Origin of the sequence: Dactylosporangium sp. CA-139066 (genome assembly GCF_050936175.1) — a bacterium.
Taxonomy (GTDB): domain Bacteria; phylum Actinomycetota; class Actinomycetes; order Mycobacteriales; family Micromonosporaceae; genus Dactylosporangium.
On record NZ_JBNJNH010000001.1, the window covers coordinates 1529857 to 1547850 of the forward strand.

The window sequence follows — 17994 nt, forward strand, 5'->3', positions numbered from 1 at the left end:
CTGGCGGAGTCGGCGTCATCGATGGATGTGAGCGCTAACATAGCGCACGCCGGACCGGCGTGCAATGCACGAGGAGGCGGCATTGACCTGGAAATTAGTGATATGTGAACGGTCCCGTGGGCATCGCCCGGCCGAGCCCTTGACAACGTCCCGGGCGGCGTGTCGAGATTGATCCCCGGCTTTTCCGCCGGGACGCTCAACGGGCCGGTGATGGCAGTGGGAACGACGGGAACCAGCCGGGCGTCGCTCGATGACCGGGTGGCGGCGCACCTGCCGCTGGTGTACACGATCGTGCGGCGCGCGTTGGCCGGGCACCCCGGCGCCGTCGACGACGTGGTCCAGGAGACGATGCTGCTGGCGCTGCGCCGGCTGCCGACGCTGCGCGAGCCGGGCCGCCTGCGCGTCTGGCTCGGCTGGATCGCGGTCCGGCAGGCCGGCGCATACCTGCGGCGGGAGCGCACGGCCGCGCGCCGGCGCGCCTCGCCGGCCGGCCTTGCGGACGCCCCGGACGCCGACGACTTCGAGGATCTCACCGCGCTGCGCCTCGAGCTGTCCGCCCAGCGCCGCCAGGTGGGGCGGGCGGTCGGCTGGCTGGACCCGGAGGACCGCGTGCTGTGGTCCCTGTGGTGGCTGGAGATCGGCGAGGAGCTGACCCGGGCCGAGCTCGCCGCGGCCCTGGGCACCGGCGCCGCCTACGCCGGCGTGCGAATCCAGCGGCTGCGCGCCCGGATCGAGCGGGCCCGCGCGCTCGTGGCGGCGCTGGACGCGCGGCCCCGCTGCGCGTGGCTGGACAGCGTGGTCGCCGGCTGGGACGGCATCCCGAGCCCGCTGTGGCGCAAGCGGATCGGCCGGCACGTGCGCTCCTGCGTGGCCTGCGCCCGGGCCGGCGAGGGCATGCTCGACACCGAGCGCCTGCTGACCGGCTTCGCGCTGCTGCCCGTGCCGGCCTCGCTCGCCGCCGCCTTCGGCGCCCCCGGCGGCGCCACGACGACCGTGAGCGCGGCCAGGACGGTGGCCGGCGGCGCCGCGAGCGCGGTGACGGCGGGCGCCGCGAAGGCCGGCTGGCCGGTCGCGAAGCTCGCCGCCGGCGCCCTCGTCGCCGGGGTCGCGGTCACCGCCGTGGCCTGGCCGCGCGGCGATCAGCAGCCGCTGCCGGCCGATTCCGCGGCTGCGTCGTTGGTCGCGCCGGCACCGTTGCCCCTCGGGCCGGTATCGCTGGAGCTCGTCGCCGCCCCCGGTCGCTACCTCGGCACCGACGGGCAGTTCGGGGTGCTCGTCACCCCGGAAACCGCGCTCACCCGCCGCCGGGCCACCTTCGAGGTCGTGCCGGGGCTGGCCTACGCGAGCTGCTACTCGCTGCGGGCGGACGACGGGCAGTACCTGCGGCATTCGTCCTGGCGCCTGCGCCTGGGCCGCGACGAGGGCACGCCGCTGTTCCGCGCCGACGCCACGTTCTGCCCGATCGGCCCCGGCGAGGTGCAGCTGGAGTCGTCGAACTACCGCGGCTACTTCATCCGCCGCGAGGGCGACCAGTGGTGGGTGCGCGAGACGGACGGCACCGCGGCGTTTCGGACCGACAGCACGTTCCGGGTCCGTCCCGCGCTGGCCTAGCCTGCCCCGCAAGAACCGGGTCCGGAGGCCGTGCGCTGGTAGACTCCTTCGTTCAGCGGCCGGCGGGAGGTGCGGAATGAGAACAGGTTCCGCGCTGCGGACCGCCGCCGTCGGGCTCGCGCTGACCGTGTGCGCGCTGCTGCTCGGCCTGTCCCACGCGCACGATGCCCTGCCGGGGGACACGTTCCAGGTCGCGCGCACCGCGGTCGCGGCCGCCGCCGTGCCGGGCGCGGACGCGCCGGCGGGGCGCAAGCCGCTCAAGCCGCTCAAGTCGCACGACACGCCGCCCGACGGGCCGGCGTGGCTCGTCACGCTGCCGGACCCGGTGACGGTCGATCCACGACCGGGCCCGGCGCCGGCGGCCGGGTTCGCCGGCACCGTCCACGATGGACGGTGCGTCGGCACGCCCGGCTGCCGCGGGCCGCCCATCTCCTGAGGCACCAGACGTCAAGCCGTGACCCGGCCGGGTCGACGGCCTCGTTGTGTTGCTCCTCAGGAGGATTCCCATGGTTCGCGTACCACTGTGTCCCCGTCCGCTCGTCACGGTCCACGGGCCGCCGGGTCGGCGATGAGCGCGGTCGCCGCGATCGTGATTTTCACGGTCGCGTTCGTGCTCATCGCCACCGAGAAAGTCCATCGCGTCGCGGTCGTGCTCTTCGCGGCCGGGCTGATGGCGCTGCTGGGCCTCGTGCCGGGGCAGGACGTGTTCTTCTCCGAGCACGCCGGCATCGACTGGAATGTCATCTTCCTGCTGCTCGGCATGATGATCATCGTCGGGGTCGTCAAGCAGACCGGGCTCTTCGAGTTCCTCGCGATCTGGGCGGCGAAACGGTCCAGGGGCCGGCCCTACCGGCTCTTCGTGCTGCTGATGGTCATCACGGCCGTCGCGTCGCCGTTCCTGGACAACGTCACCACCATCATGCTGGTGGCCCCGGTGACCGTGCTGGTCTGCCGGAAGCTGGGCATCTCCGCGGTGCCGTACCTGATCGCGGAGGCGCTCGCGTCCAACATCGGCGGCGCCGCGACGCTCATCGGCGACCCGCCGAACATCATCATCGGCAGCCGGGCCGGGCTCACCTTCAACGACTTCGTCGTGCACATGGCGCCGATCGTCGTGGTGCTGTTCGCCCTGTTCGTGCTGCTGGGCTGGGTGATGTTCCGCAAGCGCTTCGAGTACCACCCGCAGCGCGCCGCCGAGGTCATGGCCCTCGACGAGCGGGCGTCCATCGCGGACCGGGGGCTGCTGGTGCGCTGCCTGGCCGTGCTGGCGCTGGTCGTCACCGGGTTCGCGCTGCACGCGGTCATCCACGTCGAGCCGTCGATCATCGCGCTGCTCGGGGCCGGGCTGATGGTGCTGGTGTCGCGGGTCGGCACCGAGGCCTACCTGGAGGAGGTCGAGTGGTCGACGCTGGTCTTCTTCATGGGCCTGTTCGTCATGGTCGGCGGCCTGGTCGAGACCGGTGTCATCCACCGCATCGGCGGGTGGGCGTCCGAGCAGGTCGGCGACAACTACTTCGTCGCCGGCTCCGGGCTGCTGTTCGGCTCGGCGGTCCTCGGGGCGTTCTTCGACAACATCCCGTACGTCGCGACCATGGCCCCGATCGTCGAGGACCTCGTCGCCACCACGCCCGACCCGGGGACGGGGCAGGCGCTGTGGTGGGCGTTCGCCCTCGGCGCCGACTTCGGCGGCAACGGCACGGCGGTGGCGGCCAGCGCCAACGTGGTCGTGCTCGGCATCGCGGCCCGGGCCGGCGAGCCGATCAGTTTCTGGCAGTTCACCCGGTACGGCATCGTCACCACGCTCATGACCACGGTCATCGCGTGGGGCTACGTCTGGCTGCGGTACTTCTCATGACCGCCGAGGGAGGCATCATGCGTACGGATCAGCATCGTCTTCCCGGCGTGGGCACCCTGCACGTGCTGCACGCGGCGGACGGCCATCACGTCGGCATCCTGCAGCACGCCGACGACCGGCGGGAGCTCGTGGTCTACGACCCGGCCGACCCGGACACCCGCCGGACGGGGGTGCTGCTCACCGCCGCGGAGGCGCGGGTCCTCGCCGGCGTGCTCGGCGTGGACGGCCCGACGCTGCACTGCGCGCGCCTCGACCGGTACGCCGACCGGCTGGCGGTGCTGCAGGTCCTCATCGGCGCCGCCGCGTCGGCCGGGCGGTCCTCGGCGGACGCGGCGGTCGACGGCGCGGTCGTCGCCGCCGTCGTCCGCGAGGACGAGGTGGTCGTGCCGCCGGACGGGCGGCTGCGCCCGGGCGACGTCGTCGTGGTCGTCGGCCGGCCCGACGCGGCGCTGGAGATGATCGACCTGCTGACGGGGGCCTGAGGCCGGTGGTCCGGGCCGGTTCGCCGGCCCGGACCACCGCGCCAAGGGCATCGCCCGGTCAGCGCTGCAGGGTCAGCACGCCCGGGCGGTAGGGCAGCAGGCCGTAGTCGCCGCCGGAGTTGGTGGCGCGGCCCTGGTAGAGCAGTTGCAGGTTGCAGGGGTCGACGGTCATGGTCTGGTCGGGGTTGCTGCGGACCAGATCGCCGTGGCTGATGTCGTTGGTCCAGGTGGCGCCGCTGTTGGCCTTGCCGGCGAACGGGTTGCTCTCCGTCGCGGCCTGCGGCGTCCAGGAGCCGCCCAGGCTGGAAGCGGTGAACGAGCGGAAGTAGCGGCCGTTCGCGCCGATCGCCTCGACGAGCATGAGGTACTGGTTCTGGCCCTTGACCTTGTAGACCTGGACGCCCTCGAACAGGTTGTTCGTCGAGTCGCTCAGGACCACCGTGGAGGCCGAGCCGAAGCTGCCCGGGAAGTTGCCGATGGGCATGCTGGCCCGGTAGATCTTGCCGTTGTCGCCGGCGAAGAACAGGTACATGTTCGAGCTGTCGCCGATGACCGTCTGGTCGATCGGGCCCGTGCCGGAGCCGGAGATGCTGCCGGAGAACAGCGTCTGCTGCGACGACCAGCCGTTGGCGTTCGTGGGGTCGCTCGACGTGCGGTAGGAGAACGCCGTGCCGCCCCACTGGTAGGCCAGCACCCAGGTGTTCTTCGGGGCGAAGTAGAACAGCGTCGGCGCGACCGTGGCGAACGACATGCGGTTCTGGCTGGCCGAGGCCATGTCGGACCAGTTGGTGAAGGTGCCGAAGTTCATCGAGCCCCACGTCGAGCCGGTGTCGTGCGTGGTCGCGTAGACCAGGTGCTTGCCGTTGTACACGACGTTCGTGAAGTCCTTCAGCGACACCCAGCCCGACTGCGGGTTGGCCAGCGCGCCGGTGGACGACCAGCGGTACGTCGACGGCAGCGTGCACGTGGGCGAGGAGCTGCTCGGTGAGCTGGACGGGCTGCTGGGAGGGCTGCTGGACGGGCTGCTGGGCGCGCTCGACGAGCCGCCGATCGGGCCGTTGCACGCGGTGCCGTTGAGCGCGAAGTCGGGGGGCACCGGGTTCGCACCGTTCCAGGAGCCGTTGAACCCGAAGGCGGCGGTGCCGTTGGTGGGGATGGCGGCGTTGTAGTCGGCGTTGGTGACCGTGACCTGGGCGCCGGACTGGGCGACCGAGCCGCTCCAGAGCTGCGTGACGCTCTGCCCGGCGCCGAACGACCAGGTGAGCCGCCAGCCGTTGACGGCCTCGCCGAAGTTGGTGACGGTGACGTTGGCGGTGAAGCCGCCCGGCCAGGAGCTGGCGACGGTGTAGTCGACGCGGCAGCCGGCGGCCGCCTGGGCGGTGTTCGCGGTCAGCACCGCGGCGGCCCAGGCCACGGTGAGGGCGGCCGCACCGGCGGCGGCCACCACCCGGGACCGGGTGCGAGGGACCTTCATGAATCCTCCGTAGGCGCAGGAGCAGAGACCCCGCGAGTGTTAGCGCTCACAAATAAACGGGTCAAGGCCTCGCGTGATCGCATTCTCCGGATGCTTGAGCCGGCCGCTGAAACTTTCATTCATCGGATTGTCGCGACTCTCGATCAACCTTGGGCGTAACATCTTTTCCGCCCGCTCTGAGCAGGGGTTATCCGCGGGCGTGAATTATCGAAAATTCACGGGCGGCGCCCGATCGACTCTCGGCTCGCCGTTGACGCGAATTCGGCGCAACATCGGTGCTCGGCGAGAATTGATCGCTGACAAAGCGCTGAAAGGACCCCCCACATGCACCGCGCGAGACTGCTCGTCGGCGGCATCTGCGCCGCCGCGATCGCCGTCACCTCCGTGGTCCTGGCCGGCACCGCCCACGCCGAGGCCGACCGGACGATCACGTCGAACACGACCGGCACCCACAACGGCTACTTCTTCTCGTACTGGAAGGACAGCGGCAACGTCACGATGACCCTGGGCGCCGGCGGCTCGTACAGCGTCCAGTGGAGCAACATGAACAACACCGTCGTGGGCAAGGGCTGGAAGCCCGGCTCGAGCCACACGGTCAACTACTCCGGCACGTTCAACGTCAACGGCAACGGCTACCTGTCGCTGTACGGCTGGACCACGAACCCGCTCATCGAGTACTACATCGTCGAGACCTACGGCAGCTACAACCCGAGCACCGGCGCGCAGCGTCTCGGCTCCGTCACCACTGACGGCAGCACGTACGACATCTACCGCACCCAGCGGGTGAACCAGCCCTCCATCATCGGCACCGCGACGTTCTACCAGTACTGGAGCGTTCGGCAGCAGAAGCGGACGAGCGGCACCATCACCACCGCCAACCACTTCAACGCCTGGGCGGCGCTCGGCCTGAACCTCGGCAGCCACGACTACCAGATCCTGGCCACCGAGGGGTACCAGAGCAGCGGCAGCTCCAGCATCACCGTGAGCGAGGGCGGCGGCCCCACGGTCACGTCGTCGCCGCGCCCGTCCTCGCCCGGGCCGTCCTCGCCGGGCCCGTCCACCTCGCCGGGCGGCGGCAGCGGGACGTGCCAGGTGACCAACGCCGTCAACGCCTGGAACACCGGGCTGACCGACAACATCACCATCACCAACACGGGCACGGCCCCGATCAACGGCTGGTCGCTGAAGTTCAACCTCGCGGCCGGGCAGACCATCACCTCCGGCTGGAACGCCACGTACTCGCCCTCCAGCGGGACGGTGACCGCGACCAACGTCAGCTACAACGGCGCGATCCCGCCGGGCGGCTCGACGACCATCGGCTTCCAGGCCAACCACACCGGCAACACCGCCGCGCCGAGCGGCTTCACGCTCAACGGCACCGCCTGCCGCTGAGCGGCTCCCGAGCCCGCCGGGTCCGGCATCCCACCCGGATCCGGCGGGCCGCCGCGGCGTCAGGGGCTCACACGGCCGTCGACGCGCGGGGGACGAGGCGGCACGGCACCGCCCGCAGGCCGTGCACGGCGTCGCCGTTGATGGCCGACAGCAGGAGCTCGGCGGCGGTGCGGCCGATGCCCTCGAGGTCCATGTCGATGCTCGTCAGCTGGGGGCGGCAGCCCTCGACCATCACGTCCCAGTTGTCGAAGCCGACGAGGGCGACGTCGCCCGGGACGGCGCGGCCGGCGTCGCGCAGCGCCTCGGCGACGCCGCGGGCGATCTGGTCGCTGCCGCAGAAGACGGCGTCGATCTCGGCGCCGGTGGACAGCAGCATCCCGGCCGCCTGGCGGCCCCACGCCTCCGTCCACTCGCCGAAGAGCGCCGGGGCCGGCTCGAGGCCCTCGGCGGCGAGGGTCTCGGCGTAGGCGACGGCCCGCACCCGGGCCGAGTGGTGGTGCTCGGGGCCGGTGACGTGGGCGATGCGGCGCCGGCCGACGGCCAGCAGGTGGCGCACGGCGCGGCGGGCGCCGTCGGCCTCGTCGGGCACGACCGAGCAGTCGGCCGGGTTGGACGAGCTGATGAACGCGTAGACCACCGGCACCGGCAGCTCGGCGGCGATCGGCAGCCGGGCCTGGGTGCGCCGGCCGGTGACGATGATGCCGTCGACCTTCCGGCTCAGCAGGGTGCGCAGGTAGTACTGCTCCCGGATCGGGTCGTCGCGGGCGTCGGCGAGCAGGACCGAGACCTGGCCCGCGCCGAGGGCGTCCTCGGCGCCGATCATCAGCGGGATGCTGAACCGGCCGATGCTGTCGGTGGTGATCATGCCGACGGTGTAGGTGCGCCCGGCCTGCAGGCCGCGCGCGGCGGCGTTGGCCACGAAGCCCAGCTGCTCGGCCGCCTGCTGCACGCGCAGCCGGGTCTCGGCCCGCAGCGACCCCCGGCCGTTGAGCGCCTTGGAGGCGGTTCCGGTCGAGACCCCGGCTAAGGCCGCCACCTCGCTGATCGTGGCCGGCCGGACGACGTTGCTCAGAGCATCCTCCAAGGACCTCGGCAGAAGTTTCCTAGTTTCCTTGCCGTGTGACTGTAACGGCGCCTTGACAGGCGTACAAGCCCGCTTTTAGCTTCAAGGCAATCGTTTTCCGAGCCTTTCCTAAACCGGGCCCGGGAGGCGGGACACCCCACCCCCGACCAAGGAAACCGCCATGACAGTTTCCACCCGGCACCGCGCCCGCGCCGCGGCCGCCGTCGTCCTGTCCGCCTGCCTGGCCGCCGGCTGTTCCACGTCCGGCGGCACGGACTCCGGCTCGACCGGCTCCGCGAGCGGCGGCGGCACCTACACGATCTGGGACCCGTACCCGCAGTTCGACGACAGCGCCGCCTGGGTCAAGCTGCTGCAGCAGTGCGGCACCGACGCCGGCGTGACCGTCAAGCGCACGGCGTACGACACCAGCGACCTGACCAACAAGGCGCTGCTCGCGGCGCAGCAGAGCAACTCGCCCGACGTGCTCATCGTGGACAACCCGGTGGTGTCCACGCTCGCCGACGCCGGCGTGCTGACCACCACCGACGAGATGAAGGTCGACACGTCGGCGGTCTCGCCGAACCTGCTCGCGGCCGGCCAGATCGGCGGCAAGACCTACGGCATCCCGATCGGCGCCAACACCCTGGCCCTGTACTACAACAAGGCGGTCCTGACCGCGGCCGGCGTCGATCCGGCCGGCGTGAAGGACTGGGCGTCGCTGACGGCGGCCCTGGCCAAGGTGAAGGCGGCCGGCAAGAAGGGCATCACCTTCTCGGCCATCGGCACCGAGGAGGGCAGTTTCCAGTTCCTGCCGTGGTTCTGGGGCGCCGGGGCGAACCTCACCAAGCTCGACTCGGCCGAGGGCGTCTCCGCGCTGCAGCTGTGGACCGACTGGCTGAAGAACGGCTACGCGCCCAACTCGGTCATCAACAACACCCAGACGACGAGCTGGCAGGAGTTCGCGACCGGCCAGTTCGCGTTCGCCGAGAACGGCACGTGGCAGCTGGGCAACGCCAAGAAGGCGGGCTTCGAGTACGGCATCATCCCCATCCCCTCGAAGGCGGGCGGCACGGCCCCGGCCCCGACGGGCGGCGAGTTCGTGACCGCGCCGGTGCAGAAGGACACCAAGCGGTACCCAACGACGCAGAAGCTCATCGCGTGCCTCAGCAGCGCCGACAACGCGCTGGCCACCGACACGACGCTGTCGTACATCGCGGCGACCGACGCCGTGCAGACCAAGCAGGTGGCGGCCAACGCCGAGCTGACCGTGTGGGTCGAGGCGGTCAAGGCGGCCAAGGGCCGCACGAGCGACAACCTCGGCACGAAGTACCCGAAGATCTCCCAGCCGATGTGGACCGGCTTCCAGGCGGCGCTGTCCGGTGGCAAGTCGCCGCAGGACGCGTTCGCCGCCGCACAGAGCGCCGCGGCCGCGGCCACCAAATAGATGCAGCGCAAGCGCGCCGGGCAGTGGACCGCGTGGGCGTTCGTCGCGCCCGTCGCGGTCTACCTGCTCGCCTTCTACGCCTTCCCGCTGTACCGCAACCTCGACCTGAGCCTGCGCCACTACACGGTCCGCTCGTTCGTGCAGGGCGACGCGCCGTTCACCGGCCTGTCGAACTACGACACGGTCGTGAGCGACCCGACGTTCTGGCCGGCCGTGTGGCACACCGCGGTCTTCACGGGCGTCTCGCTGGCCTTCCAGTTCTCCATCGGCATGGCCCTGGCGGTGTTCTTCCACGCCAACTTCCGGCTCTCGGCGACGCTGCGGGCGCTGTTCCTGGTGCCGTGGCTGCTGCCGCTGATCGTGTCGGCCTCCACGTGGTCGTGGATGCTCAACAGCGACTCCGGCATCGTCAACGCGGCCCTGCGCCTCGTCGGCGTCGACCCGGTCAACTGGCTGACGTCGCCCGCCTGGTCGCTGGCGTCGGTGACGATCGCCAACATCTGGATCGGCATCCCGTTCAACCTCGTCGTGGTCTACAGCGGCCTGCAGGCCATCCCGGCCGAGATCTACGAGGCCGCGGCGCTGGACGGGGCCCCGCCGTGGAGCACCTTCTGGCGCATCACGTTCCCGCTGCTGCGGCCGGTCTCCGCGATCACCCTGCTGCTCGGGCTCATCTACACGCTCAAGGTCTTCGACATCATCTGGATCATGACGAAGGGCGGGCCGGCGGACGCGTCCACGACCCTGGCCACCTGGTCGTACCGCCTCGGCTTCGGCAACCTCCTGCCGGCGTTCGGCCCCGGCGCGGCCGTGGGCAACCTGCTCATCGTCGCCGCCATGATCTTCGGCCTGATCTACATCCGCACCCAGCGCCGGGTGCGGTCATGAGCCGGCCGCTGAGGACCGCCGTGGGCGTCGTGCTGACCGCGGTCATGCTGTTCCCGATCTACTGGATGATCAACGTGTCCCTGACGCGGGACACCGACATGCGCGACGATCCGCCGCACCTGTTCCCCCTGCACGGCACGCTCGAGGGGTACCGCGCGGTGCTGGACCAGCAGCTGCCGTACCTCGGCAACAGCCTGGTGATCGGGCTCGGCACGGTGCTGCTCACGGTCGTGCTGTCCGCGCCGGCCGGCTACTCGCTGGCCCGGCTGCGCCCGCGCGGCGGCGGCGTGCTCAGCTTCGTGCTCCTGGTTGCGCAGATGATCCCCAGCATCATCATGGCGATGGGCTTCTACGCCATCTACCTGCGCCTCGGCGTGCTCAACAGCACCCGCGGGCTGATCGTCGCCGACTCGACCATCGCCGTGCCGTTCGGCGTGCTCATCTTCACCGCGTTCATGTCCGGCATCCCGGCCGAGCTGACCGCCGCGGCCCGCATCGACGGCGCAAGCCAGCTGCGCACGTTCTGGTCGGTGGTCCTGCCGGTGAGCCGCAACGCCGTGGTCACCGTCAGCCTGTTCGCGTTCCTGTGGGCGTGGTCCGACTTCGTCTTCGCCACCACCCTCGACGGGGGCGGCACGCAGCAGCCGATCACGCTCGGCATCTACCACTACATCGGCAACAACAACCAGCAGTGGAACGCCATCATGGCCACCGCCGTGGTGGCCTCGATCCCCGCGACGCTGCTGCTCATCGTGGCTCAGCGGTACGTCGCCGCCGGCGTGACCGCCGGCGCCGTCAAGGATTGAAGGAACAACCCATGCACAACTCCCATGGCCCCGTCGTGCCCACCAACGGTGCCCTCCGGCCGCTGACGACCGCGCGCCTCGACCCCGGCGGACTGCTCGGCCAGTGGCAGGAGCGCAACCGCGCCGCGACGCTGCCGCACTGCATCGAGCAGCTGCACGCGCACGGCAACCTCGACAACCTGCGCCGGGTCACCGGGGACACCGGCGGCGCGGCCGCGTCCTACGCCGGCTACTGGTTCGCCGACACCGACGTGTACAAGACCCTCGAGGCGGCGCTGTGGCACGGCAGCGAGCGGGAATTCGTCGCCGACACCGTCGAGCTGCTCGCGAAGGTGCAGGACCCGGACGGGTACCTGGTGTCGTACTTCCAGATGGCCGCCAACCGCGACCGGCAGTGGGCCGAGCTGCCCTCCAGCCACGAGATGTACTGCGCCGGGCACCTCATCCAGGCCGCCGTCGCCGCCGCCCGCGCCGCGTCCGGCGACCCGGGCGCGCAGCCGCTCGTCGAGGTCGCGCGGCGCTTCGCCGACCTGCTCGTGCGCCGCTTCGGCGCCGGCGGCGAGGACGCGGTCGACGGGCACCCGGAGATCGAGACGGCGCTCGTCGAGCTGTTCCGGGTGACCGGGCACCGGCCGTACCTCGACCTCGCCGCCCGCCTGGTGGACCTGCGCGGCCGCGGGCTGCTGGGCCCCGAGAGCCGCTTCGGGCAGCGCGCCTACTACCAGGACCACACGCCGGTCCGCGACGCCGCGGAGGCCACCGGGCACGTGGTGCGGCAGGTGTACCTGCTCGCCGGCGCCGTCGACGTGGCCGTCGAGACGGGCGACGCCGAGCTGCTCGCGGCCGCCGAGCGGCTGTGGGGCTCGGCGCTGGCCTCGAAGACCTACATCACCGGCGGGCAGGGCTCCCGGCACCGCGACGAGGCATTCGGCGACGCCTACGAGCTGCCGCCGGACCGCGCCTACGCCGAGACGTGCGCCGCGATCGGCGGCTTCCACCTGGCGTGGCGGCTGCTGCTGGCCACCGGCCGGTCGCGCTACGCCGACGAGATGGAGCGCCTGCTGTACAACGGCATCGCCGCCAGCACCGCGCTCGGCGGCACCGCGTTCTTCTACTCCAACCCGCTGCAGCTGCGCACCGGCCACGACGGCTCCGACGAGGACGCGCCCGGGGCCCGGCTGCCGTGGTACAAGTGCGCGTGCTGCCCGCCGAACCTCGCCCGGCTGATGGCGTCCCTGCACGCCTACGCCGCCACCGGCGATTCCGGGGGCCTCCAGCTGCAGTTGTACGCCCAGGGCTCCTTCGCCGCCGCCGGCCGCGCGGTCGACGTGGCGACGCAGTACCCGTGGGACGGCACGGTAACGGTCACGGTCACCGAGTCGACCGCCGAGCCGTGGACGCTGGCCCTGCGCATCCCCGCCTGGTGCGCCGACGCGCGCGTCAGCGACCCGGACGCCGTCATCGCCGGCGGCTACGCCCGGATCCGCCGCGCCTGGAAGGCCGGCGACCGGGTCGAGCTGACCCTGGCCATGCCGCCGCGGCTCGTCGCCGCCCACCCGCGCGTCGACGCCGTGCGCGGCGCCGCGGCGCTGGCCCGCGGCCCCGTCGTCTACTGCCTCGAGCAGGCCGGCCTGCCCGGGGAGCTGGCCGGGGTCGTCTTCGAGGACCTCACGCTCGACGCGTCGGCGCCGATCGGCGTCGTGCGCGACCACCCCGCCGCGCCGGTCGCGCTGGCCGCCCTCGTCCAGGTCGCCGACGCGGCGGACGAGGCGCTCTACCGGCCGCTCGGCGCGGCCCCGCCGGCGCGCACGAGCGCGACCGTGCACGCCGTTCCCTACCACCTGTGGGCCAACCGGGAGCCCGGGCCGATGCGGGTCTGGATTCCCGTCGTACCGCCGCCACGGTGACGGCACCCGCCATCACGCTCAGCTGAGTCCCGCGGTGCTCCGGCCGCTCGTGGCAGGCGGCCGGAGCACCTCAGGATGCGACGGGCTCCGGGAAGGCCGTGTGGCTCAGCTCCTCGGAGATTCGCCAGATGCGCGCGGTGTCGTCCTCGCCGCGCAGCCGGGAGTAGAGCTCCTGCTCGGCCGGCGGGCCGGCGATGTGCTGGAACCCGCTGGGGCCGTAGAGGCGGCCGCCGCGGGCCTCGGGGGAGGTGGCCGCGTACAGGGCCGGCAGCAGCGCGGTCTCGACGGTGCCGAAGAGGATCCCGCGGCCCCCGAGCGCGCGGATGAGCCGCCCGCCGGCGGTGGCCCGGGCCCGGCCGACCTCGGGCCGGGCCTGCAGGAGGCTGGTGGCGGCGACGCCGGGGTGCGCGAGGTTGCTCGTGATGCCCCAGCCGCCGGCCCGGCTGCGCCGGTCCAGCTCCAGCCCGGTCAGGCCGAACGCGATCTTCGACTGGCTGTACGCCCGCATCCCGTCGTAGGCCCGTTCCCAGTTCAGGTCGTCCCAGTTGATCGCGTTCCGGTTCGCCGCGATGCTGATCTGCGACGTCACGCGCGCCCGTCCCGCCCGCAGCAGGGGCAGCAGGTGGCCGACGAGGGCGAAGTGGCCCAGGTGGTTGGTGCCGAACTGCAGCTCGAACCCGTCGGCGGTGCTCTGCCGGTCCGGCGGCGTCATGACGCCGGCGTTGTTGACGAGGATGTGGATCGGGCGGTTCTCGCCGCGCAGCGTGGCGCCCAGCGCGGCGACCGAGTCCAGCGAGGACAGATCCAGCTCCCGCAGGGAGAGGGCGGCGCGGGGGTACCGCTGCCTGATCTTCGCGACCGCGGCCGCGCCCTTGGCCGGGTTGCGCACGGGCATGAGGACCTCGGCCCCGGCCGCGGCGAGCCGGGCGGCCAGGCCCAGCCCGACGCCGTCGCTGGCGCCCGTGACGACGGCGAGCTTCCCGGAGAGGCCGGGAACGGTGATGTCCGGTTGTTTGCGTGCCATGACCTCACGGTGCCCCCGCTCCGCGGCCGTATCCACGGCCTGTCAATCCCAGGCTGCGCCGCGGCGGCGGTGGTAGAACCGAGACATGATCGACCGTGCCGGCCTCGCCGAGTTCCTGCGCCGGCGCCGCGAGTCGCTGCAGCCCGAGGACGTCGGCCTGCCGCGCGGCCAGCGGCGCCGGACGACCGGACTGCGCCGCGAGGAGGTCGCGACGCTCTGCCACATCTCCGCCGACTACTACAGCCGGCTCGAGCGGGAGCGCGGGCCGTACCCCTCCGAGCAGATGATCGCCTCGATCGCGCAGGGCCTGCACCTGTCGCTCGACGAGCGCGACCACCTGTTCCGGCTCGCCGGGCACCACCCGCCCGTGCGGGGCACGACCAGCGCCCACATCAGCCCCGGGGTGCTGCGCATCCTCGACCGGCTCACCGACACCCCGGCCGAGGTCATCACCGAGCTCGGCGAGACGCTGCGGCAGACCCCGCTCGGCGTCGCGCTCACCGGGGACAACACGAAGTACACCGGGCCGGAGCGCAGCATCGGCTACCGCTGGTTCACCGACCCGGCCTGCCGCGCGAGGTACCACCCGGACGACCACGCGCTGCACTCCCGCGTCTTCGCCTCCGGGCTGCGCCACACGGTCACGCTGCGCGGGCCCGACTCGTGGGCGGCGCACCTGCAGCGCCTCCTGCTCGCCCGCAGCGAGGAGTTCCGGGCCGTCTGGAACGAGCACGAGGTCGGCGTCCGCTATCAGCACGTCAAGCGCTTCATCCACCCCGAGGTCGGCCTGCTCGAGCTCACCTGCCAGGCGCTGCTGGACCCCGACCAGTCGCATTCGCTGCTGGTGTACACCGCGGTCCCCGGCAGCGAGAGCCACGAGAAGCTGCAGCTGCTGTCCGTCATCGGCAGCCGCCTCTGAGTCCGCAATCCGATATTCGTCCCATCGATGCCTGGTCGCAGACGATGACCGACTCCGAGGTCGACATCGGCGCGCGGCAGCAACGGCCTGTGCGGCGGCTACGGGCCGGTGACCGACTTCGACGACACCAGCCCCGGCGACGTGTGGACCGGCAACGTCTGGGACGACGACGGCTCGGCCGTCCCGCCGCCCCAGCACTGGTAGCCGCCCGGTCTCAGCCGAGCTGGCGCAGGATCGACGGGTCGGTGATGCGGTGGTCGTCGGCCAGCAGCATCGCCTTGGACAGCACCACGGACAGCATCATGTCGCCCTCGAACGGCAGGAAGCGCACGCCGGCCGGCCTCGCGGTGCCGGACGGCACGATGCACAGGTAGCGGTCGTTCGGCGACATCAGGATGTTGCCGCTGCCGATGTGGATGCGGTAGGTGTGCCGGCGGCCGTCCACGACGAGGTAGTGCCCGTCGAGCCGGGCCCGGTCGCGGATCTTCAGCTTGGGCAGCAGGTGTTCGAGCACCTGCCGGCGGATCTGGCCGTTGGCGGTCAGGTCGCCGAACGCGAACGCCCGCCAGTAGCCGAAGCGCGCGTCGTCGGGCCCGTGGTCGGCCCACGTCGGGTCGGTGCCGATGGAGGTGACCCCGACGAACAGGTCGACGTCGCGCATCGCCTCGGAGAAGACCCGCGCGGGCACCTCGGCCAGCGGCACGTCCCGGCGCGCCCGGCCGCGGCCGCGCTCGAACCGGACCCGGTCGGTCGTGCAGAACCGCACCGCGTCGCCGCGGCCCTCGTCACCGGCCTGCTCGTGGTGGAACACGGCGGTCAGCCCGGCCGCGGGGAACTGCCGCTTCGCCTCGCCGCAATAGCCGCCGTCCCAGGCGCCCAGATAGTTGCTGCCCCCACCGGCGCTCCTTCATCAGCGCATAGGCCTGCTGGTAGCGCAGCACGTGCGCCGCGAACCGGTTGGAGTAGGTGCCGGTCTCCTCCTCCGCCGGGGTGAGCAGGTAGACCTCGCGGAACGCCTGCTTGAACGGCTGGGCCAGCTCGTGGGTGAGGATGTGCGAGCGCCAGGCCCGCACCTCCTCCGGGTCCGCGTCGACCGGGTGCCAGAGCCGCACCCGCGCACCGGGCCCCGGCACGACCGTGTCGCCGGCGGCCAGCGTGAAGCGGCCGTCCGCGTCCGGGCGGCCGGCATACCGGCGGCCGTCCTCGCTGACCGTCCACAGCAGGCGATCGGCGAGGCTGCCGGTGACCGGGTGTTCGAGGTACCGCTGCCGCCAGATCTCCAGCGGCCAGTCGCGGTCCTCGGCCAGCAGGTCCTCGAGCCGCTCCCGCTCGCCGGCGAGGGCCTTCTTCAGCTCGGCGCTCGCGCGGCGCACCTCGGCGATCAGCTCCGCCCCGGCCGCGGCCGGCGGCTTCGCCGTGCTCGCGCCGCCGTGCTCCCAGGTCACGCCGGCCCGCCGGCGGTCGTCGACGCAGAGCACGGCGGTTACGCCGCCGGCCTCGATGCGCCGCTGCCGCTGCCCGTCGAGCCCGGCGTCGGGGATGGTCAGCTCGGTGAGCTCTCCGCGGCTGACGCCGGCGGCCACCGCGGCCTCGTCGAGGGCGGCGGCGATCTGCTTGAGCTTCCCGCGGTGCCGGGTGGCGCGCTGCAGCCGCACGAGCGCGGCGATCGCGTCGGCGTCGGCCCGCCGCCCGAGCACCGCATAGCACGCGTTGAGCGGCTTGGGCTCGTACAGCGTCGGCTCCAGGTCCAGCACGAGCGGGACCAGCCACGGCTCGCCGGACACCTGCGCGGCCCACAGCAGCCCGCGCACGATGTCCGCGTTGTCCGGCCCGACCCGCGTGCGGAAGCTCCCGTGCCACTGCTCGACCGGCGCGGGCGGGCAGGCGTGGGCGAGCGTGAGCAGGTCGTGCAGCAGGGCGACCAGCCCGGGCCGGCCGTCCAGCAGCTCGCCCGCCCGGCGCAGCCACGTTTTGGTCGGGCGCGGGCCGGAGGTCACCTCCAGGGCGTGGTCGAGCAGCGCGACGGCGGCCTCGGCCTCGGCTGCGGGCACCGCCGCCAGCCGCTCGACCGCCGCCCGGCTCCAGCCGTCCTCGACGACGATCCGCCGCTGCCAGGCGGGCGCGCCGGCGGGCGTGGTGTCCGCGAGCACGAGCAGCCGCCGCCGCAGCTGCGCCCGCTCGCCGGCCTCGCGTGACGAGGACGCGTCGACGAGCTTCTGCGCCTCCCGGAAGCGCTCGGCGAGCGGGATCCGGCCGGCCGGGCCGAGCCCCTCGGCCGCGCCGGTCGCGATGCGCAGCACGGTCACCACCGAGTGCTCCGACGCCCGGTGGGCGAGGTCGAAGAGCAGCTCGACGTCGGCCGCCGTCCAGGCCGCCCGCCGCAGCAGCAGCGCGGGGAAGAGGCGGGCCGCCTCCCAGGCCCAGCCGCCGTACCCCGCCGCCCGCTCGGCGAGCGCGATGGTGACCGAGCGGACCAGCTCGTCGTCCAGGTCCGGCAGCACGCGGTGGTGGAAGTGCTCGACGGCGTCGGCGTTCAGGCCCGGCGCGTCGGGAAGCACCCGCGCGGCCCGATCCCGGTGTGCGGCCAGTTGCCCGGTGCTCATCCGCCCACCAGCGGCACGAGGCGGACGAAGGCGACCCGGGAGGCCTCGTCGAGCGTCAGCTCGGCGTCGAGCTCCTCGACCTGGCGGTCGCCGACGAGCACGAAGAACCCGTTGCGCTCGAAGGCGGCCACCGCCGCGTCGGCCTGGCGCTCCCAGTCGATCCGGGTCGGGGTGGGCATGAGGTACCCGTTGAGGTCCGCCTCGGCCGCGGTCGGGCGGACCAGCCCGTGGAAGCGCTCGACCGGGCGGGCGTTGTAGCGCGCCACCTCCTCGCGCACTCGCAGGCGGATCAGCTCGCGCAGCGTCACGACGCCGGGCACGTCCAGCTCCATCGTGCCGACGAGCCGGCCGGTGGCCGTCTCGTCGTGGATCCTCATGAGCACAGCCGCAGCGTACGTGAGGCCGCCGCCCGCCGCGGCCCCCTCGCGAACCGTCCCGCGGCACAGCGCGAACTCGCCGAACGCCAGGCGCTGCCGTTCCCGACACCGCCCGAACGAGGTATTTGCGGGGGCTGAGCGCCGTTTGT

Annotated in this window: 16 protein-coding genes; 10 read left to right on the forward strand and 6 right to left on the reverse strand. The window is 72.6% G+C overall.

Annotated elements, in window-relative coordinates:
* The first annotated feature begins 216 nt into the window (after positions 1-216).
* The 4 genes from ACQEVU_RS07170 (at position 217) to ACQEVU_RS07185 (ending at position 3948) form a co-directional block, all read left to right on the forward strand.
* Positions 217-1611: a sigma-70 family RNA polymerase sigma factor gene (locus tag ACQEVU_RS07170; RefSeq protein ID WP_433321746.1), complete on the forward strand. Its 1395-nt coding sequence runs from the start codon at positions 217-219 to the stop codon at positions 1609-1611.
* A 76-nt stretch (positions 1612-1687) separates the two neighbouring features.
* Positions 1688-2047, forward strand: coding sequence for a hypothetical protein (locus ACQEVU_RS07175; RefSeq protein WP_433321747.1), 360 nt, complete (start codon positions 1688-1690; stop codon positions 2045-2047).
* A gap of 132 nt (positions 2048-2179) precedes the next feature.
* A complete protein-coding gene (locus ACQEVU_RS07180; RefSeq protein WP_433321748.1) occupies positions 2180-3466 on the forward strand; it encodes an SLC13 family permease in 1287 nt (428 codons plus the stop codon).
* A 17-nt stretch (positions 3467-3483) separates the two neighbouring features.
* Positions 3484-3948 (forward strand): TrkA C-terminal domain-containing protein, encoded by a 465-nt coding sequence (locus tag ACQEVU_RS07185; protein WP_433321749.1) that lies wholly within the window; start codon positions 3484-3486, stop codon positions 3946-3948.
* A gap of 58 nt (positions 3949-4006) precedes the next feature.
* Here the strand turns inward: ACQEVU_RS07185 and ACQEVU_RS07190 are convergent, their stop codons facing one another.
* On the reverse strand, positions 4007-5422 hold the full coding sequence (locus tag ACQEVU_RS07190; protein WP_433321750.1) for a non-reducing end alpha-L-arabinofuranosidase family hydrolase: 1416 nt from the start codon (positions 5420-5422) through the stop codon (positions 4007-4009).
* Between the two features lie 324 nt (positions 5423-5746).
* Between ACQEVU_RS07190 and ACQEVU_RS07195 the strand changes: the two genes are divergently transcribed.
* Complete coding sequence (locus tag ACQEVU_RS07195; RefSeq protein ID WP_433321751.1) at positions 5747-6814, forward strand: glycoside hydrolase family 11 protein; 1068 nt, start codon at positions 5747-5749, stop codon at positions 6812-6814.
* Positions 6815-6881: 67 nt separating this feature from the next.
* On the opposite strand, the gene ACQEVU_RS07200 is transcribed toward ACQEVU_RS07195, so the two are convergent.
* Positions 6882-7898: a LacI family DNA-binding transcriptional regulator gene (locus ACQEVU_RS07200; protein ID WP_433321752.1), complete on the reverse strand. Its 1017-nt coding sequence runs from the start codon at positions 7896-7898 to the stop codon at positions 6882-6884.
* A gap of 160 nt (positions 7899-8058) precedes the next feature.
* On the opposite strand from ACQEVU_RS07200, the gene ACQEVU_RS07205 reads away from it, so the two are divergent.
* The 4 genes from ACQEVU_RS07205 to ACQEVU_RS07220 are packed head-to-tail and all read left to right on the forward strand — an operon-like array spanning position 8059 to position 12922.
* Positions 8059-9321, forward strand: a complete 1263-nt coding sequence (locus ACQEVU_RS07205; RefSeq protein ID WP_433321753.1) for a sugar ABC transporter substrate-binding protein — start codon at positions 8059-8061, stop codon at positions 9319-9321.
* Positions 9322-10209: a carbohydrate ABC transporter permease gene (locus tag ACQEVU_RS07210; protein WP_433321754.1), complete on the forward strand. Its 888-nt coding sequence runs from the start codon at positions 9322-9324 to the stop codon at positions 10207-10209. It abuts the gene before it with no gap.
* Positions 10206-11015, forward strand: a complete 810-nt coding sequence (locus tag ACQEVU_RS07215) for a carbohydrate ABC transporter permease (RefSeq protein WP_433321755.1) — start codon at positions 10206-10208, stop codon at positions 11013-11015. Before ACQEVU_RS07210 ends, ACQEVU_RS07215 begins: the two co-directional genes overlap by 4 nt.
* Positions 11016-11026: 11 nt before the next feature.
* Entirely contained in the window at positions 11027-12922 is a 1896-nt protein-coding gene (locus ACQEVU_RS07220) for a glycoside hydrolase family 127 protein (RefSeq protein ID WP_433321756.1), read from the forward strand.
* Positions 12923-12992: 70 nt separating this feature from the next.
* Here ACQEVU_RS07220 and ACQEVU_RS07225 read toward each other — a convergent pair whose 3' ends face one another.
* Positions 12993-13946: an SDR family oxidoreductase gene (locus ACQEVU_RS07225; protein ID WP_433321757.1), complete on the reverse strand. Its 954-nt coding sequence runs from the start codon at positions 13944-13946 to the stop codon at positions 12993-12995.
* Positions 13947-14031: 85 nt separating this feature from the next.
* Here ACQEVU_RS07225 and ACQEVU_RS07230 point away from each other — a divergent pair, with 85 nt between their 5' ends.
* Positions 14032-14865, forward strand: a complete 834-nt coding sequence (locus ACQEVU_RS07230; RefSeq protein ID WP_433321758.1) for a helix-turn-helix transcriptional regulator — start codon at positions 14032-14034, stop codon at positions 14863-14865.
* Between the two features lie 214 nt (positions 14866-15079).
* On the opposite strand, the gene ACQEVU_RS07235 is transcribed toward ACQEVU_RS07230, so the two are convergent.
* Genes ACQEVU_RS07235 through ACQEVU_RS07245 form a run of 3 tightly spaced genes read right to left on the reverse strand, consistent with a single transcriptional unit; the run spans position 15080 to position 17845 of the window.
* Positions 15080-15676 (reverse strand): hypothetical protein, encoded by a 597-nt coding sequence (locus ACQEVU_RS07235; RefSeq protein WP_433321759.1) that lies wholly within the window; start codon positions 15674-15676, stop codon positions 15080-15082.
* Positions 15651-17468, reverse strand: coding sequence for a DUF4132 domain-containing protein (locus tag ACQEVU_RS07240; RefSeq protein WP_433321760.1), 1818 nt, complete (start codon positions 17466-17468; stop codon positions 15651-15653). The genes ACQEVU_RS07235 and ACQEVU_RS07240 overlap by 26 nt, the downstream gene beginning before the upstream one ends.
* The gene (locus ACQEVU_RS07245) at positions 17465-17845 is read right to left on the reverse strand and encodes a hypothetical protein (RefSeq protein WP_433334834.1); all 381 of its coding nucleotides are present in this window, start codon (positions 17843-17845) and stop codon (positions 17465-17467) included. The genes ACQEVU_RS07240 and ACQEVU_RS07245 overlap by 4 nt, the downstream gene beginning before the upstream one ends.
* Positions 17846-17994 lie beyond the last annotated feature (149 nt).

Bases quoted from the DNA above. Each gene is read 5' to 3' on its own strand.
- ACQEVU_RS07175 (WP_433321747.1), top strand. From the start codon at position 1,688: ATGAGAACAGGTTCCGCGCTGCGGACCGCCGCCGTCGGGCTCGCGCTG.
- ACQEVU_RS07180 (WP_433321748.1), top strand. From the start codon at position 2,180: ATGAGCGCGGTCGCCGCGATCGTGATTTTCACGGTCGCGTTCGTGCTC.
- ACQEVU_RS07185 (WP_433321749.1), top strand. From the start codon at position 3,484: ATGCGTACGGATCAGCATCGTCTTCCCGGCGTGGGCACCCTGCACGTG.
- ACQEVU_RS07190 (WP_433321750.1), bottom strand. From the start codon at position 5,422: ATGAAGGTCCCTCGCACCCGGTCCCGGGTGGTGGCCGCCGCCGGTGCG.
- ACQEVU_RS07195 (WP_433321751.1), top strand. From the start codon at position 5,747: ATGCACCGCGCGAGACTGCTCGTCGGCGGCATCTGCGCCGCCGCGATC.
- ACQEVU_RS07205 (WP_433321753.1), top strand. From the start codon at position 8,059: ATGACAGTTTCCACCCGGCACCGCGCCCGCGCCGCGGCCGCCGTCGTC.
- ACQEVU_RS07210 (WP_433321754.1), top strand. From the start codon at position 9,322: ATGCAGCGCAAGCGCGCCGGGCAGTGGACCGCGTGGGCGTTCGTCGCG.
- ACQEVU_RS07215 (WP_433321755.1), top strand. From the start codon at position 10,206: ATGAGCCGGCCGCTGAGGACCGCCGTGGGCGTCGTGCTGACCGCGGTC.
- ACQEVU_RS07220 (WP_433321756.1), top strand. From the start codon at position 11,027: ATGCACAACTCCCATGGCCCCGTCGTGCCCACCAACGGTGCCCTCCGG.
- ACQEVU_RS07225 (WP_433321757.1), bottom strand. From the start codon at position 13,946: ATGGCACGCAAACAACCGGACATCACCGTTCCCGGCCTCTCCGGGAAG.
- ACQEVU_RS07230 (WP_433321758.1), top strand. From the start codon at position 14,032: ATGATCGACCGTGCCGGCCTCGCCGAGTTCCTGCGCCGGCGCCGCGAG.
- ACQEVU_RS07240 (WP_433321760.1), bottom strand. From the start codon at position 17,468: ATGAGCACCGGGCAACTGGCCGCACACCGGGATCGGGCCGCGCGGGTG.
- ACQEVU_RS07245 (WP_433334834.1), bottom strand. From the start codon at position 17,845: ATGAGGATCCACGACGAGACGGCCACCGGCCGGCTCGTCGGCACGATG.